This is a genomic window from Polaribacter sp. Hel_I_88 (genome assembly GCF_000687935.1).
Classification (GTDB): Bacteria; Bacteroidota; Bacteroidia; order Flavobacteriales; family Flavobacteriaceae; genus Polaribacter.
This window is the reverse complement of sequence record NZ_JHZZ01000001.1, coordinates 3,652,139-3,668,222: the sequence shown is the minus strand read 5'-3', so window position 1 is coordinate 3,668,222 and position 16,084 is coordinate 3,652,139. Positions and strand designations below refer to the sequence as shown.

The window sequence follows — 16,084 nt, the reverse complement described above, 5'->3', positions numbered from 1 at the left end:
AAAAAAATCCTATCGTTATGTAAATGATAGGATTTTTTTAATATTGTCTTTTGTATTTTTTAAATCTTCGTTTTTTTTAATCATTATAAAACTCCATACTCCCCACAATTAAATCTTCATCAACTTTACAATCGATTTTGAAATTTTCAAAATCATTTAAAAGCACAAAATTTACTTGTCCGTTTACGTTTTTCTTATCGTGTTTTAATAAATTGATAATCGCAGAAAAATCTTCTTTTAAAAGTTTAGTTTTAGTATAAATTGATAAAACAACTTCTTTAACTTCGTTTAATTTATCAACAGGAAAATTTAATAGTTTTTGAGATATATAACACTCACAAACCATCCCAATAGCAATAGCTTCTCCATGCGTTAAGTTTTCTTTATCTTCAGATTCTAAATAAAAAGACTCAATTGCATGCCCCAAAGTATGGCCGAAATTTAAAATCTTACGTAAGTTTTGCTCTTTTGGATCTTGCAAAACAACTTCGTTTTTAATTTCTACAGATCTAAAAATTAAATCACTAATTTTTAAATCTTTATTATTTTTTATTTGATGAAATAAGTTCACATCATACGTTAAACCATATTTCAAAATTTCTGCAGTTCCAGATTTTATTTCTCTTTTTGTAACTGTTTCTAAATATTCATGATCAACAAGTACCATTTGCGGATTTGCAAACAACCCAATTTGGTTTTTTAAAACGCCCAAATCAACACCCGTTTTTCCACCAACAGAAGCATCAACCATAGAAAGTAAAGTAGTTGGAATGTTTACAAAATCGATTCCACGTTTAAAACAAGAAGCCACAAAACCACCCAAATCTGTAATAACCCCACCACCTAAAGTTATCAATAAACTTTTACGGTCTCCACCTAGTTCTGTAATGGCATTCCAAACACCAATACAAGTTTCTAGGTTTTTATGAATTTCTCCAGACTCAATTTCAATCAATTCAATTGTTTTTTTGGTGTCTAAAAAAGTAATGAATTTAGGGTAACAATGCTCCATTGTATTCTCATCAACTAAAATAAAAATAGTAGAGTAGTTATTTTTATGAATTAGAGTATTTAGTTCTCTATAGCTTTCTTCTTGAAAATGAACAGGATAAGAAACTGCTTGAATTGTTTTCATGGAATTATTATTAATAGTGCAAATTAAATAGAATTTATTGAAATATCTAGCCTCATCAACTATCTTTGTTTCCACTAAAACGTTATAGTATGAAACTTTTTGACAATACTCAAGTTGCTTTTGCTTTAAAAACAGATTCTCAATTAGAACGCGCTTATTTTTTGTTTAGAATGATACAAAATCAGCCAATGGTTAGAATTGGAAGTGCTGTAACCAATTTTGCATTAAAAGCACACTTGCCTATTGAGGGTTTAATTCGTTCTACTGTATTTGATCATTTTTGTGGTGGAGTAACAGAGGAAGATTGTTTACCAATTATAGATAATATGCACAAAAACGGAAATGTGCATAGTGTATTAGATTATTCTGTAGAAGGGAAAGATCAAGAACAAAGTTTTGATGGCGCTTTAGAAAAAATTCTTAAAATTCTTAATTTTTGTGAAGAGAAAAAATCGATTCCTTTTGCAGTTTTTAAACCAACAGGTTTTGGACGCTTTGCTTTGTATCAAAAAAAATCTGAAGGAAAAGAATTAACTCAAAAAGAGCAAGATGAGTGGAGTAGAATAGAAGCACGTTTTCATAAAGTGTGTAAAGCTGCTTTAGATAAAGATGTACCTTTGTTAATTGATGCAGAAGAAAGTTGGATGCAAAAAGCAGCAGATGAGTTAATTGAAGAATTAATGGAAGCTTATAACACCAAAAAAGCCATTGTTTTTAATACATTACAAATGTATAGACATGATAGATTTGAGTATTTAAAAGACTTGCACAAAAAAGCACAAGAAAAAGATTTTCATGTGGGTATGAAAGTGGTAAGAGGTGCTTATATGGAAAAAGAAAGAGAAAGAGCAGAAGAGAAAGGCTACCCATCACCAATTTGCATCAACAAAAAAGCCACAGATGAAAATTATGATGCAGCCACAAAATACATGATGGAAAATCCAAAAATGACTTTATTTGTAGGCACACATAATGAAGATAGTTCTTATTTAGTTATGGAATTGGCAAAACAAAATAACGTTCAAAAAGATGATCGTAGACTTTGGTTTGGTCAATTATTTGGTATGAGCGATCATATTAGTTACAACCTAGCAAACGAAGGTTATAATGTTGCCAAATATTTACCTTTTGGTCCTGTTAGAGATGTAATGCCTTATTTAATTAGAAGAGCAGAAGAAAATACCTCTGTAGCTGGACAAACAAGTAGGGAATTAAATCTTTTAAAAGCGGAACGTAAACGCAGAAAACTATCATGAAAACTGTAGACGAAATTAAAATTTTACTGCAAAGAAATAAACTAAGATTATATAAAGAATTGTCTGAAAGTAAAGAGGCAATGTATTTAATCAAAAAATCTACACACTCAAAATTATCTCCAGAAGAAAAAATAAAAATAAAGTTACAGCTGTTAGATATTTGTAAATCTATCCCAGCATTAGCCGTTTTTTTATTACCTGGAGGTGCATTATTATTACCACTTTTAATCAAGCTAATTCCAGATATTTTGCCTTCTGCATTTCGAGAAGATTTTCCAAAACCAGAAAATAAATAAGTATATTTTATTGGGCGTTCCTTTATCCTGAAAACATTCAGGACCAAGTCGCGCTTTCATTACTCGCTTTTTTGTGAAAAACAAAAAGAGCTCAAACATGCCATTCAATCGCTAACGCACTTTTTTAAGAGCTTTTTTTACACTTAAAAGCAAAAATAATTTTTAAAAAAATAGAGATTAAGCTGTTTTTTCCTTCAAATAAAAGAAAAATTAGAACATAAAATAATTCATTATAAATCGTGTAATTCACTTCTAAACAACTACTTTTGCACGAAATTTAAGAAAGTACAAATGCACGAAATTAGAAACATCGCAATTATTGCTCACGTTGATCATGGAAAAACAACGTTAGTAGACAAGATAATAGACCAAGCAAAAATCTTAGACGAACGTAAAGAGCGTACAGATTTATTGTTAGATAATAACGATTTAGAACGTGAAAGAGGAATTACCATTCTTTCTAAAAACGTATCTGTAAATTACAAAGACACAAAAATTAACGTAATTGATACTCCTGGTCACGCCGATTTTGGAGGAGAAGTAGAGCGTGTACTAAAAATGGCTGATGGTGTTTTATTATTAGTAGATGCTTTTGAAGGGCCAATGCCACAAACTCGTTTTGTATTAGGTAAAGCCTTAGAATTAGGATTAACTCCTATTGTAGTTGTAAATAAAGTAGATAAAGAAAACTGTACTCCAGATATCGTTCACGAAAAAGTATTCGATTTAATGTTTGCTTTAGAAGCAACTGAAGAACAATTAGATTTTACAACAATTTATGGTTCTGCAAAAAATAACTGGATGTCTACAGATTGGAAAAACCAAACTGAAGATATCGTTCCTTTATTAGATGCAGTATTAGAATCTATACCAGCAACAAAATACAATGAGGGGACTCCACAAATGCAAATTACTTCTTTAGATTTTTCTAAATTTACAGGAAGAATTGCAATTGGACGTGTTTTTAGAGGAGACTTAGAAGTTGGTAAAGATTATAGCTTATGTAAAGCAGATGGTACTATCAAAAAAGTAAGAATCAAAGAATTACACGTTTTTGAAGGAATGGGTAAAGTACAAGTAGAAAAAGTTCCTTGTGGAGATATTTGTGCAATTACTGGTTTAGAAGATTTTGAAATTGGAGATACTATTGCAGATTTAGAAAATCCAGAAGCATTACCAAGAACAGAAATTGATCAACCTACAATGAGTATGTTGTTTACAATTAACAACTCTCCTTTCTTTGGTAAAGAAGGTAAATTTGTAACTTCTCGTCACTTAAGAGATCGTTTATTTAAAGAATTAGAAAAAAACTTAGCATTAAAAGTAGAAACTACAGATAGTGAAGATAAATTTAACGTTTTTGGACGTGGAGTTTTACACTTATCAGTATTAATCGAAACAATGCGTAGAGAAGGTTATGAATTACAAGTGGGAAGACCACAAGTAATTATTAAAGAAATAGATGGCAAAAAACACGAGCCAATGGAAACATTGTCTATTGATGTACCAGAAGATATGGCTTCTAAAGCTATTAACTTAGTTTCTTTAAGAAAAGGAGATATGTTAGTAATGGAGCCAAAAGGAGATTTACAACATTTAGAATTTTCGATCCCTTCAAGAGGTTTAATTGGTTTAAGAAACAAAATTTTAACGGCAACTGGTGGTACAGCAATTATTAACCACAGATTTAGTGAATATGGTCCTTATAAAGGCGATTTTACTGAAGAAGTAAAAGGAGCAATTGTTTCTTCTGCAGCAGGTAAAGCAACAGCTTACGCTTTAAACCGTTTACAAGATAGAGGTGTTTTCTTTATTGACATTAACCAAGAAATTTATATTGGTCAGGTAATTGGAGAAAACAGTAAATCTGATGATATGGCTGTAAACTTAATAAAAGGAAAGCAATTAACAAACATGCGTAAATCTGGTACAGATGATGCTATGAAAATTGCTCCAAAAGTAGATTTCTCTTTAGAAGAAAATATGGAATATATTAAAGCTGATGAGTACTTAGAAGTAACTCCTTCAAGCTTGCGTATGCGTAAAATTAATTTTAAAGCATAGTTTTAAAAATTGATTTTCGAAATATAAAAAAGAGTCGCATTTTATGCGACTCTTTTTTTATATACCTTCTACACCTAAATTAATAATAACTTGTCCAATATTTGTATAAATACTAAAGGAAACAGTTTTTACTCCTTTTGTTTTGGGAGAATATAATAGGATAAATTCAAAACCTTCTGGTTTATAAATTTCATTTTTGTCAATTCCTTGAAAGCTGATTTCTGTAAAATTATCAAATATTTTGGAATCCGTAACAAAAAAATCAACATCACAACTGCTGGAAACTTTAAAGATGATTTCTTTAGTTTTACCAACTTCTACCTGAGTAGGTCCAGAGCTTTGAGTAATTTTATCAATTACAAGGCAAGATTCACTAATAATTTCATCTTGATAACAAGATTGTAAAAGCAACGAAATTGCTAAAACAAGATTTAAATAAGTTTTTTTCATTTAAATTTTATTTTTTTCTCAAAAGAACAAATATACCTAATAGTAGGTATTTTATAATTGTAGAAATTTAGTCAATTTTGTAATTAAATAATATGTAATTTTCTTAACTTTTATTGTTTTTAAAAAAACTATGAAAAAGAAGAAGTAAAAGAAAAGGTGATATTGCTTATTATTTTAGATAAAAAAGGCTCGCAGTTGCGAGCCTTTTTATTGATTTTTAATAAAAATTGTTATTCTGATTTATATTTGTTATCATAACGTCTCCATAATTCAGTTTGATGTGTTTCTAAGCTAATATCTCTACCTTGAATATACGCTTTAGATAAAATATTACCTCTCATATCTAAAGCATCACCTTCAGAAATAAATAAAGTAGCATCTTTACCAACTTCTAAGGTTCCAACCCTATCTTCAATTCCTAAAATTTTAGCTGCATTAGATGTTATTAATTTTAAAGCTTCTTCTTTTGCCAAACCATGTGCAGCAAAAGTACCAGCATAAAAAGGAAGATTTCTTGCGTTCATTCTCTCCATTTGTCCTTCCATTCCTATACCTACTATAACACCTTTATCTGTTAACTTTTTTGCGATTGTATAGGTATAATCATAGGCGTCATCTTCAGAATTTGGGTTTCTATGAGGTCTGTTTAAAACAACAGGAACATTTTGTTTTACCAATAAATCTGTAACACTTTCTGCACCTTCTCCTCGTAAAATTACAATATTATCAATACCAGCTTCTTTGGCAGTTGTAACAGCATCTGTAATTTCTTTTTCTCCATTAACATGAATAAATAATTTTTGTGAACCATCATAAAGTCCTTTCATTGCTTGGTATGGAAGGTGTGCTTTTTCCATATTGCTTGCTAAATATGTTTTAGCATCTGCAAAATAAGATTTTATACTCGCTACATTTTCTCCATATTTAGGATCTGCTTTTAATGCAGGATCTTCTCCCAGCCACCATCTGCCTCTTGTAAAACTTCCTGGCCAATTCATGTGGATTGCATCATCTACCTTTAAAGCAGCATCTTCCCAGTTCCAAGCATCTAATTGCACCACAGAAGAAGTTCCAGAAACCAAACCACCTCTTGGTGTAATTTGTGCCATTAAAACACCATTTGGTCTCATAGATTCTACAATTTTACTCTCTGCATTATAAGCGATTAAACTTCTAATATGAGGGTTTAAAAGACCAATTTCGTCTTCATCATCACTTGCTTTTACAGCATCAATTTCAACCAAACCTAAGGTTGCATTTGCAGCAATAAAACCTGGATAAATATGCTTTCCTTTCGCATTTATAATAGTTCCTTGTCTTGCAATTTTCATCATTGCAGAACCTACAAAAGTTATTTTACCATCATTAAACATAATTAATGAGTTTTCAATAACTTCTCCATTTCCTAAATGTGCAGTGGCACCTTCTATGGAAATTGCTGTGGTTTGTTTGTCTGCTGGCGTTTGTTGTGCGTTTACGTTTCCTAATACAAAGAAAAACAGTAAACTATATAGTATTTTTTTCATCTTTTTTTAGTTTTTAAGTTCTTCTAAAGTATCACATCCAAAATTTCTATCTTTTCTGATCATAGGTGCTTTTGTTTTTCCACCACCCATTTTTTCTTTCAACATCATATTAATTAAGGTACTTTTTTCTTGCTTAATTGCCTCACGCTTTTTAGCATCTTCAGCGCTATCAAAAAATACTTTACCATCAATAATCGTCTTTTCTACTTTTGCGTAGATAGACATTGGATAATCGCTCCAAAGAACAACATCTGCATCTTTACCAACTTTAATACTACCCACTTTATCATCAATATGTAATAGTTTTGCTGGGTTAATCGTAACAGTTTTCCAAGCTTCTAATTCAGACATTCCACCATATTTCATCGTTTTTGCTGCTTCTTGGTTTAAACGTCTAGACATTTCTCTGTCATCAGAATTAATAGCTACTGTAACTCCTGCATTGTGCATTATTGAAGCATTATAAGGAATAGCATCATTTACTTCGTATTTATAACCCCACCAATCAGAGAAAGTTGAACCACCAACACCATGTTCAGCCATTTTATCAGCAACTTTATATCCTTCTAAAATGTGAGTAAATGTATTTACTTTAAAGCCCATTTTATCAGCAACTTTCATTAACATGTTAATTTCTGATTGTACATAAGAATGACAAGAAATATAACGTTCTCCGTTTAAAATTTCAACCAAAGTTTCCATTTCAGTATCTTTTCTATATGGTTTTCCCGATTTCTTTTTAGCTTCATATTCTTTAGCTCTTGTAAAATAATCGATAAACATTTGCTCAACACCCATTCTTGTTTGTGGAAAACGTACGCCATTTGAAGAACGAGATTGTTTTACATTTTCTCCTAAAGCAAATTTTATAAATTTAGGCGAATCGTCATAAATCATATTTTCTGCATTTTCTCCCCATTTTAATTTAAGAATCGCAGAACGACCACCAATTGGGTTTGCAGAACCATGTAAAATTTGAGCAGAAGTTGTTCCTCCAGAAATATTTCTATAAATGTTGATATCTGTTGGATCTACAACATCTTCAATAGTTACTTCCGCAGATGAATTTTGACCACCTTCGTTTACAGCAGAAGTTGCAATATGTGAATGTTCATCTACAATACCAGCAGTTAAATGTTTTCCTGTTCCATCAACTTCAACAGCATTTCTTGCTTTTAAGTTTTTACCAATTTCAGCGATTTTTCCGTCTTTTAAAAGTACATCTGTATTTTCTAAAATTCCAGCTTCTTCACTCGTCCAAACAGTGACATTTTTAATTAAAATAGTTTCAGATTTTGGTTGTGTAAAGTTTCCAAAACCAATGTTTGGGTAACTTACAGGTAAAACTGTAACAACATCATCTTCTTTTTTCTCATCTTCGTCATCTTCTTTCTTGTCAGCTTCCTTTGCTACTTTTTTACTAGCAGACCAAGAAGTTTCATTCGCTTCACTATCATAAGCAATTCCTTGCATTACATTAGCGTCGTTAATAATTTTACCCATCATTCTTGTATAATTACCATCTTCATTTAGGTTGATGGCAATCCAATCATCTTTAAAAGAAAAAGTAGATTTTATTTTATCTTCTCCTAACTTTATTGCTGCTTTTTGTTTTGTGCCTTCTCCAGAAATTGTTAAATCGTAATTTTTACCATTTAATGATAACATATACGTTCCTGAAATATCTTTTACATCAATTTCATTTACAACATTTTTACTTCCTTGAACCCAATTTTCGTAAAGTGTAGTTTTTCCATCAAAAATATCTCCAGAAGTAATGATAAAGTTTGCATGACTTCCTGTTTTTAAGTTTCCTAATGATGAATTTCCAATGATATTCGCAGGAATTGTAGTTAAAGCAGCTAATGCTTTTTCTTTATCAAAACCATATTTAATGGCTTTTTGTAAATTTTTATGAAAAGATTTAGCCGATTTTAATTTATGAGTAGTTAAAGCGAAATTAACGCCATTGTTAGCTAAAACAACTAAGTTTGATGGTTCTTGATTCCACTTACGCATATCTTGCAAAGAAATTTGTTGCGCTAAAAGTGGATTAGAAACATCGTAAGCATTGCTAAAATCAATTGGAATTATAAAGTTTGCATTGGTTGCTTTGATATCTGCAACTCTTTCATATTCGTCTCCAGAACCAACAATTGTATATTGAATATTAAATTCGTCACCAACTTTATCTGCTCTTACAGCATCTAAATGATTGCCAGTTTCAAAGATTTGGATTAGATTTTTATTGCTGTTTAAAGCTTCTAAAGCCATATCTTTATTTTTCATGTTGCCTTTTGCATACCAATCTGCATCATTATAAACTTGACGTAATAAAGCCATTGCACCCATTCTTGAATTTGGATAGGCTTGTCTTGACTGCACACTTCTATCAAAAGATAAATATTGCGCAGATTTTGTATCTAAAATTCTATATGCGTTTGTTGAGTTAGGATTTAACGCAATCAACAACCCATTTCCACGAATAATACCATCGTGTAAATGCGTATTTACGGCACCAAAACCAGCTTCTATTAATTCTTTTGCTTTTTTAGTATCAAAATTAAAAGATTCTAGTGGGTTTGTGTCTGGTCTTATATGATCGTTCCAATAATAGCCTTCTCTTGCAGCATCATATTGTGTTGATCTAGAATTGCTTGAAGCTCTTTTTGGTTTTGAGATACCAAAATCTGTGTAAATATCAATAAACGATGGATAAATTGTTTTGCCTTCTAAATTAGTAGTTGTTGTTCCATCAGGAATTTTTACTGATTTACCAACGCTTACAACTTTACCATCTTTAATAAGCAAAGTTCCTTTTTTAATGATTTCTGTGGGTGTTACATAAATGGTGGCATTTGTAAATGCAAATGTTGCATTTTCTGCTGTTTTTACTCCAGAATCCGTAGGAAAATAGTCTTGTGCTTGTGTAACTGAAAGCGACAAGAAAAAGAGTAGGAAAAATAGTTTTTTCATGTAGTTTGATTTGTTTTTGAATTATTTATAAATTTATTGATATGAATTTTGATAAATGTTAAATGAATTTTTTTTAACAAAATTTTAAGAAACTGATTTGAGTTATAAGCTTGTTTGGAAGTTTATTTTTTAATTTGTGCATTTTTGGCAGAAAAATCAAAGTTGACCAGAGTTCTCAAAATAAGAAATTAACAAATCCACCACATAATTATAAGATTCTACTCCTTTATCTTGGTTGTTTGCCTTTAAATAAGCGTTGTAACCTTTCTTAACTAATGGTTCAAAAGGGTTTTTGTATTGTTCCCAAAAATCGTAACTCGCATTAAAATCTTTAAAAATTCCTTTGTTTACGGTTTTCCAAAGTTCTTTTGATTTTTCGCTGTCTCGTTTTCTGATTTCGGAAATGCAATATCCAAATGCCATTCTATAACTTGCATATTTAAAATAAACATCGTTATTATAATTGGCAGCTAAAAAACCGACAAAATTGGCTTCATTTTCAGCTGCAAATCCAATTTGATGCGCCATTTCATGACAAGTAGTTGTTGGATAACTTGTTTTAGGGACTCTATCATTTACTTGAGCTTCTCCAGTTAAAGGATTTAAATAACCAGATGTGCCATTATAACTTTGCAACCAACTCATCAACGAACTTTTTACAGATGTATATTGATATTTTAATTGCGGAAAATCTTTTGCTAAGTTATCATAACCATCAAGAGCAAGGTTGTACATTTCTTTTGACTGATAAGGATTATCAACTTTTAACGAATCGTTTTGTGTTATTTTATGTTGATAAAAATTTAGCTGTTTAATAATGTGTTCAGTAACTTTTGTAAGTTGTGCTGAAGTATATTCTTTTTGTTGATATTCTAAGTTTTTTGCCAAAGGTTCTCTGTAATAATTGAATCCCCAGAAAAGATAAAAGCAAAAATAAATAACAGAGAAAACAGCAAAAACATGAATTATTTTCGGAATAAAATTTCTGAATCGTGTTTTTATCAATCTGTATAAAAAACGAAAGAAAACAAACACACCAAAAGCCAATAAAAGATCTCCAACCGAAAAAGGAATCCAACCGAATATAATTCTAAAAAAAGAGGAAATGACTGGGTAAATTCCATTGGAATAATAACGTTCTACAAATGTGGGGTTTTTTGCCAAAATTTGCAGTAGAAAAACTTGAATTGGCAGAAAAATTGCTAAAAAAATATGAGTCTTATTCCATTTCATTTTGGTAAAAATAACATTTCATTTTGGAAGTTGACTGGTTATTAACAAGATAATAACAATTTTGTTTACAATAAATGTTCACAAATATAAGTTTGATTTTAACAGACCTAATCAACCTAAAAAAGTACATTTGTGACAATGGAAAAAACGAATACTGTAGCAGGCAAAAAGATAGATAAAGCAAGAATTATTAGTCTTGAAAAAGGTAAAATTCCCCCACAGGCAGTGGAGTTGGAAGAGGCTGTGCTTGGAGCCATGATGATTGACAAAAAAGGGATTGATGATGTAATTGATGTATTAAGTGCAGATGCTTTTTACGATCAAAAGCATCAAGAAATTTATGCTGCAATTTATCAATTATTTCAAAATTCTGAACCAATTGATATCTTAACAGTATCTAATTTGTTGAAAAAGAATGGAAAGCTAGAATTTGTTGGTGGCGATTTTGCGTTGATTCGTTTAACTCAAAAAGTAGCATCTTCTGCACATATTGAGTTTCATGCCAGAATCATTTTACAAAAATATATTCAACGTAAATTGATTTCCATATCATCAGAAATTATAGAAAATGCGTATGATGAAAGTACAGATGTTTTTGATTTATTAGACGATGCTGAAGCAAAGCTTTTTGAAGTTACACAAGGTAATTTAAAAAAGAGTTCAGAAGATGCTGGGTCTCTTGTAAAACAAGCCTTAACTAAAATTCAAGAAATTGGTAACCAAGAAGGAATGTCTGGTTTGGAAACTGGTTTTACCAAATTAGATGCGTTAACTTCTGGGTGGCAACCTTCTGATTTAGTGATTATTGCAGCAAGGCCAGGTATGGGAAAAACCGCTTTTGTAATTTCGATGGCAAAAAATATGGCAATCGATTTTGGTCATGGAGTTGCCGTTTTTTCTTTAGAGATGTCTTCTGTTCAGTTGATTACGCGTATGATTTCTTCAGAAACAGGTTTAACATCAGAAAAATTAAGGAAAGGAAATTTAGAAGCACATGAATGGGAGCAATTAAATGTAAAAGTTAAGAGATTATCTGACGCTCCAATTTTTATTGATGATACACCATCGCTTTCTGTATTTGATTTACGTGCAAAAGCAAGACGTTTGGTTTCGCAACATAATGTAAAAATTATTGTAATTGATTATTTACAATTAATGACAGCTGGAGGAAAAGCTGGTGGAAACAGAGAACAAGAAATCTCTATGATTTCTAGAAACTTAAAAGCTTTAGCAAAAGAATTATCTGTACCAGTAATTGCACTTTCTCAGTTATCGAGAGCCGTTGAAACACGTGGAGGATCTAAAAGACCTTTATTATCTGATTTACGTGAATCTGGAGCTATTGAGCAGGATGCAGATATTGTGAGTTTTATTTTTAGACCAGAATATTATGGAATGACAGAATGGGATGATGATGAACATACACCTTGTGAAGGTCAAGGAGAATTTATTGTGGCAAAACACAGAAATGGTGGTTTAGATAATATTCGTTTGAAATTTACAGGACATTTAGCAAAATTCTCTGATTTAGAAGAAGGTTTTAGTTCGGAATTCCAATCTTCTATGAACGCTGATTTTCCAGAAGATCCTTTTGCAGGTGAAGGAGGCATTGATCCTAAAGATGCTTTTGGAGATGATGTGCCTTTTTAGTAGATAATAGACATTTGTTAAAAAATATTTAATTTATATAAATACACAATTGCTTTCAAGTAATTGTGTATTTTAGTTTTGAATCAAAAAGGTTTTATATTTATTATACAGTAAAGAGTTTGTTTGAAGAATTTAATTTTAACAATTTATAAAAATATAAATACGTAGAGATTTATTATATTTGTACGTATATATAATTATTATGGATTCTAAATTAACATTAAAACTAGATAAATCTGTTATTGAACAGGCAAAACAATACGCAAAAGAGCAACAGATAAGCTTGTCAAGATTGATAGAAAACTATTTGGCTTCTTTGACTCAAAAAGATAAATCAAACAAAAAAGAAATTGAAATTTCTCCGTTTGTAAAAAGTATTGCTACAGGAGTTAGTTTACCAAACGATTTCAATTATAAAGAAGAAATTGCTGATTATTTATTGGAAAAATATAAATAATGAAAACTGTTTTTTTCGATACAAATGTAATGCTAGATTTTCTTGGAGAGAGGAAATTGTTTTATGAAACTGCTTCAAAATTGATTACTTTATCAGAAAGAGGTAGTTTTAGAATTGTAGTTTCTCCAGTTTCTTTTGTAAACACAAATTATATCTTATCTAAATATGAAAATAGTAAAGCAGCATTAGAAAAAATAGGAAAATTTAAAGTGATTTGTCAAGTTTCACGAATTGATAGTATGATGATTGAAAAAAGTTTACAATCTAGTTTTACTGATTTTGAAGATGCTGTTCAATATTTTAGTGCTTTAGATTTTGGTTGTGAAATTATAATTACAAGAGACTCAAAAGGATTTAAAAAATCTACAATTCCAGTAATGTCTCCAGATGAATTTTTAAATTCTCTACAATATTAATTTAATGAAAAAACTCTTATTAATATTTTCTTTCCTACTAATTTCAAATTCAATTTGGGCATCTTTTATTTATGTGCCAATGAATCACGATAACCAAAGAAATCATTTAAAAGCATATGGAATTGTGTATTTTGGTTTGGAAGCAGGCTTAAAATCGAAATGGTTATTAAACTATGATGGAGGTGCCTTTTTAATCGAAAATAATAAAGCCATTGAGAACGAATGTAAAATAAGAGGTGTTTCTTATCAAGTAATTTCAGATGCAAAAGCGCAATTAATTTTACAAGAAATTTCTGCTCCATCCTCAAACCAAGAAGCAGTAACTTTAGAGAAAGCACCGAAAATTGCAGTGTATTCGCCAAAAGACAAAATGCCTTGGGATGATGCAGTAACTATGGTTTTAACCTATGCAGAAATCCCTTTTGATGTTATTTACGATAAAGATGTTTTAGCAGATAAACTCCTGATTTATGAGTGGTTGCATCTGCATCATGAAGATTTTACAGGTCAGTATGGAAAATTTTACGGTTCATTTAGAACAACTCCTTGGTATATTGATGCAAAATTAAGTGCAGAAAAATTAGCATCAGAATTAGGTTACAATAAAGTATCCGAAGAAAAATTAGCAGTTGCAAAAAAAATTAGAGACTACGTAATTGGTGGTGGTTTTATGTTTGCTATGTGTTCTGCAACCGATAGTTTTGATATTGCTTTAGCTGCAGAAGGTGTAGATATTGCAGAAGCCATGTTTGATGGTGATGCTTCAGAGATGAATTATCAATCTAAAATAAATTTTAATAAAACTTTTGCTTTTACAGATTTTGAACTAGAAAGAAATCCAATTACATATGAGTTTTCTTCTATTGATATGACAAGAAAACGTAGAATTCCAAAAACATCAGATTATTTTTCCTTGATAGAATTCTCTGCAAAATGGGATCCTGTTCCAACCATGTTAACTCAAAATCATACAACTTTGGTAAAAGGTTTTATGGGACAAACTACCTCTTTTGATAGAAATACTGTAAAATCTAATGTCTTAGTTTTAGGAGAAAACAAAACAAACAGAGAAGCAAGATACATTCATGGTACCAAAGGTAAAGGAATGTTTACTTTTTATGGAGGTCATGATCCAGAAGATTACACACACAGAGTTGGCGATCCAAAAACGGAACTCGATTTGCATCCAACTTCTCCTGGTTATCGTTTAATTTTAAACAATGTTTTGTTTCCTGCAGCAAAAAAGAAGAAACAGAAAACTTAGAATTATCCGAAGAAAAAAAGTGACACAGATTTTCACGGATTTTGCAGATGTTTGTGAAATATGTAGTGCTTAAAATTCAATAAAAACATTCTTTTTATCCTTGAAAATCTGTGAAATCCGTGCCAAGTATCAACTGTTTATAAATCTCAAATAAATTATTACTTTATCTATATCTAATCCAATCACTTTTGTATTTTTGTCAATATAAAATAAAACGCATACAATGCCAACAACTAAAAAATTACAAGATTTTACACAACAAGTTCGTAGAGATATTTTAAGAATGGTACACAAAGTAAATTCTGGTCATCCAGGAGGTTCTTTGGGCTGTGCAGAATTTTTTACTTGTTTGTATCAAGAAGTAATGGAGTATTCTACAGATTTTAAAATGGACGGAAAAAATGAAGATTTATTTTTTCTTTCTAATGGTCATATTTCTCCTGTTTATTACAGTGTTTTGGCTCATAGTGGCTTTTTTCCAGTAGAAGAATTAAACACATTTAGATTGATAGATTCTCGTTTACAAGGTCATCCAACAACACATGAAGGTTTGCCAGGAATTAGAATTGCTTCTGGTTCTTTAGGACAAGGAATGTCTGTGGCTTTAGGTGCTGCAGAAGCAAAAAAATTAAATGGTGATGACAAAATAGTCTATACTTTACATGGTGATGGAGAATTGCAAGAAGGGCAAAACTGGGAAGCAATTATGTATGCTTCTGGTAAAAAAGTAGACAATTTAATTGCAACTATCGATTTAAATGGAAAGCAAATTGATGGTGCTACAGATGATGTCTTACCAATGGGAAGTATCAAAGCAAAATTTGAAGCTTTTGGTTGGGACGTTTTAGAAGTAAAAGAAGGAAATGATATTGAAGCAATTTTAGCGGGACTAAAAGAGGCAAAATCATTAACAGGAAAAGGTAAACCAGTTTGTATTTTACTATATACAGAAATGGGGAATGGTGTAGATTTTATGATGAATACACACGCTTGGCATGGAAAAGCACCAAATGACGAGCAGTTAGAGAGTGCTTTGGCTCAAAATCCTGTAACTTTAGGAGATTATTAGCAAAACAAAATTTTTAGAAGTCTGAAAGATGCATTAAAAATTGTAAGTTCAGCTAATCCCAATTTTATATTGGGATCTTATTTCTCCAAAGGGGAAAAAATCTTTGTGGAAGCTGTTCGTGGAACAATTACACAATTCAATAATTACATAATTACACAACATAAAAAAGCTTTTCAAAATAATTGAAAAGCTTTTTTTATGATTTCATTTTGATTGGTTTGTAAGAATACATTTATCTTTACAACTAAATAGGTAAACTTATCAGCTTTAATTTTTTAATCTTTTTATAAAA

General features: G+C 30.6%; 13 protein-coding genes. 8 read left to right on the top strand and 5 right to left on the bottom strand.

The genetic code is table 11. The features are described 5' to 3' along the window. Positions 1-76: 76 nt before the first annotated feature. On the bottom strand, positions 77-1,135 hold the full coding sequence (gene aroB, locus P161_RS0116415) for a 3-dehydroquinate synthase (RefSeq protein WP_026777982.1): 1,059 nt from the start codon (positions 1,133-1,135) through the stop codon (positions 77-79). A gap of 89 nt (positions 1,136-1,224) precedes the next feature. On the opposite strand from aroB, the gene P161_RS0116410 reads away from it, so the two are divergent. The 3 genes from P161_RS0116410 to typA all read left to right on the top strand — a co-directional run bounded on the left by P161_RS0116410 (position 1,225) and on the right by typA (position 4,751). Next, positions 1,225-2,391 carry a proline dehydrogenase family protein gene (locus P161_RS0116410; RefSeq protein WP_026777981.1) on the top strand — a complete coding sequence of 389 codons (1,167 nt, stop codon included), beginning with the start codon at positions 1,225-1,227 and terminating at the stop codon, positions 2,389-2,391. Continuing rightward, positions 2,388-2,687 carry an LETM1 domain-containing protein gene (locus P161_RS0116405; protein ID WP_026777980.1) on the top strand — a complete coding sequence of 100 codons (300 nt, stop codon included), beginning with the start codon at positions 2,388-2,390 and terminating at the stop codon, positions 2,685-2,687. The genes P161_RS0116410 and P161_RS0116405 overlap by 4 nt, the downstream gene beginning before the upstream one ends. A 291-nt stretch (positions 2,688-2,978) precedes the next feature. Next, positions 2,979-4,751 carry a translational GTPase TypA gene (gene typA / locus P161_RS0116400; protein ID WP_026777979.1) on the top strand — a complete coding sequence of 591 codons (1,773 nt, stop codon included), beginning with the start codon at positions 2,979-2,981 and terminating at the stop codon, positions 4,749-4,751. Between the two features lie 57 nt (positions 4,752-4,808). Here typA and P161_RS0116395 read toward each other — a convergent pair whose 3' ends face one another. The 4 genes from P161_RS0116395 to P161_RS0116380 form a co-directional block, all read right to left on the bottom strand. Further along, a complete protein-coding gene (locus tag P161_RS0116395) occupies positions 4,809-5,201 on the bottom strand; it encodes a hypothetical protein (protein WP_026777978.1) in 393 nt (130 codons plus the stop codon). A gap of 230 nt (positions 5,202-5,431) precedes the next feature. Beyond that, complete coding sequence (locus tag P161_RS0116390) at positions 5,432-6,727, bottom strand: amidohydrolase family protein (protein WP_026777977.1); 1,296 nt, start codon at positions 6,725-6,727, stop codon at positions 5,432-5,434. 6 nt (positions 6,728-6,733) lie between these two features. After that, on the bottom strand, positions 6,734-9,703 hold the full coding sequence (locus P161_RS0116385; RefSeq protein WP_026777976.1) for an amidohydrolase family protein: 2,970 nt from the start codon (positions 9,701-9,703) through the stop codon (positions 6,734-6,736). A 156-nt stretch (positions 9,704-9,859) separates the two neighbouring features. Next, entirely contained in the window at positions 9,860-10,936 is a 1,077-nt protein-coding gene (locus tag P161_RS0116380; RefSeq protein ID WP_026777975.1) for a DUF3810 domain-containing protein, read from the bottom strand. A gap of 138 nt (positions 10,937-11,074) precedes the next feature. On the opposite strand from P161_RS0116380, the gene dnaB reads away from it, so the two are divergent. From dnaB to P161_RS0116355, 5 genes are all read left to right on the top strand, one after another. Continuing rightward, entirely contained in the window at positions 11,075-12,586 is a 1,512-nt protein-coding gene (gene dnaB / locus P161_RS0116375; RefSeq protein WP_026777974.1) for a replicative DNA helicase, read from the top strand. A gap of 202 nt (positions 12,587-12,788) precedes the next feature. Next, a complete protein-coding gene (locus P161_RS0116370) occupies positions 12,789-13,043 on the top strand; it encodes a DUF6364 family protein (protein WP_026777973.1) in 255 nt (84 codons plus the stop codon). Next, positions 13,043-13,459, top strand: coding sequence for a PIN domain-containing protein (locus tag P161_RS0116365; protein WP_026777972.1), 417 nt, complete (start codon positions 13,043-13,045; stop codon positions 13,457-13,459). Before P161_RS0116370 ends, P161_RS0116365 begins: the two co-directional genes overlap by 1 nt. Positions 13,460-13,463: 4 nt before the next feature. Beyond that, complete coding sequence (locus P161_RS0116360; RefSeq protein ID WP_231494755.1) at positions 13,464-14,723, top strand: asparagine synthetase B; 1,260 nt, start codon at positions 13,464-13,466, stop codon at positions 14,721-14,723. 223 nt (positions 14,724-14,946) lie between these two features. Beyond that, positions 14,947-15,792, top strand: a complete 846-nt coding sequence (locus P161_RS0116355) for a transketolase (RefSeq protein WP_026777970.1) — start codon at positions 14,947-14,949, stop codon at positions 15,790-15,792. Positions 15,793-16,084: the final 292 nt, after the last annotated feature.

Bases quoted from the DNA above. Each gene is read 5' to 3' on its own strand.
- P161_RS0116405 (WP_026777980.1), top strand. From the start codon at position 2,388: ATGAAAACTGTAGACGAAATTAAAATTTTACTGCAAAGAAATAAACTA.
- P161_RS0116385 (WP_026777976.1), bottom strand. From the start codon at position 9,703: ATGAAAAAACTATTTTTCCTACTCTTTTTCTTGTCGCTTTCAGTTACA.
- dnaB (WP_026777974.1), top strand. From the start codon at position 11,075: ATGGAAAAAACGAATACTGTAGCAGGCAAAAAGATAGATAAAGCAAGA.
- aroB (WP_026777982.1), bottom strand. From the start codon at position 1,135: ATGAAAACAATTCAAGCAGTTTCTTATCCTGTTCATTTTCAAGAAGAA.
- typA (WP_026777979.1), top strand. From the start codon at position 2,979: ATGCACGAAATTAGAAACATCGCAATTATTGCTCACGTTGATCATGGA.
- P161_RS0116355 (WP_026777970.1), top strand. From the start codon at position 14,947: ATGCCAACAACTAAAAAATTACAAGATTTTACACAACAAGTTCGTAGA.
- P161_RS0116380 (WP_026777975.1), bottom strand. From the start codon at position 10,936: ATGAAATGGAATAAGACTCATATTTTTTTAGCAATTTTTCTGCCAATT.
- P161_RS0116365 (WP_026777972.1), top strand. From the start codon at position 13,043: ATGAAAACTGTTTTTTTCGATACAAATGTAATGCTAGATTTTCTTGGA.
- P161_RS0116395 (WP_026777978.1), bottom strand. From the start codon at position 5,201: ATGAAAAAAACTTATTTAAATCTTGTTTTAGCAATTTCGTTGCTTTTA.
- P161_RS0116360 (WP_231494755.1), top strand. From the start codon at position 13,464: ATGAAAAAACTCTTATTAATATTTTCTTTCCTACTAATTTCAAATTCA.
- P161_RS0116390 (WP_026777977.1), bottom strand. From the start codon at position 6,727: ATGAAAAAAATACTATATAGTTTACTGTTTTTCTTTGTATTAGGAAAC.
- P161_RS0116410 (WP_026777981.1), top strand. From the start codon at position 1,225: ATGAAACTTTTTGACAATACTCAAGTTGCTTTTGCTTTAAAAACAGAT.
- P161_RS0116370 (WP_026777973.1), top strand. From the start codon at position 12,789: ATGGATTCTAAATTAACATTAAAACTAGATAAATCTGTTATTGAACAG.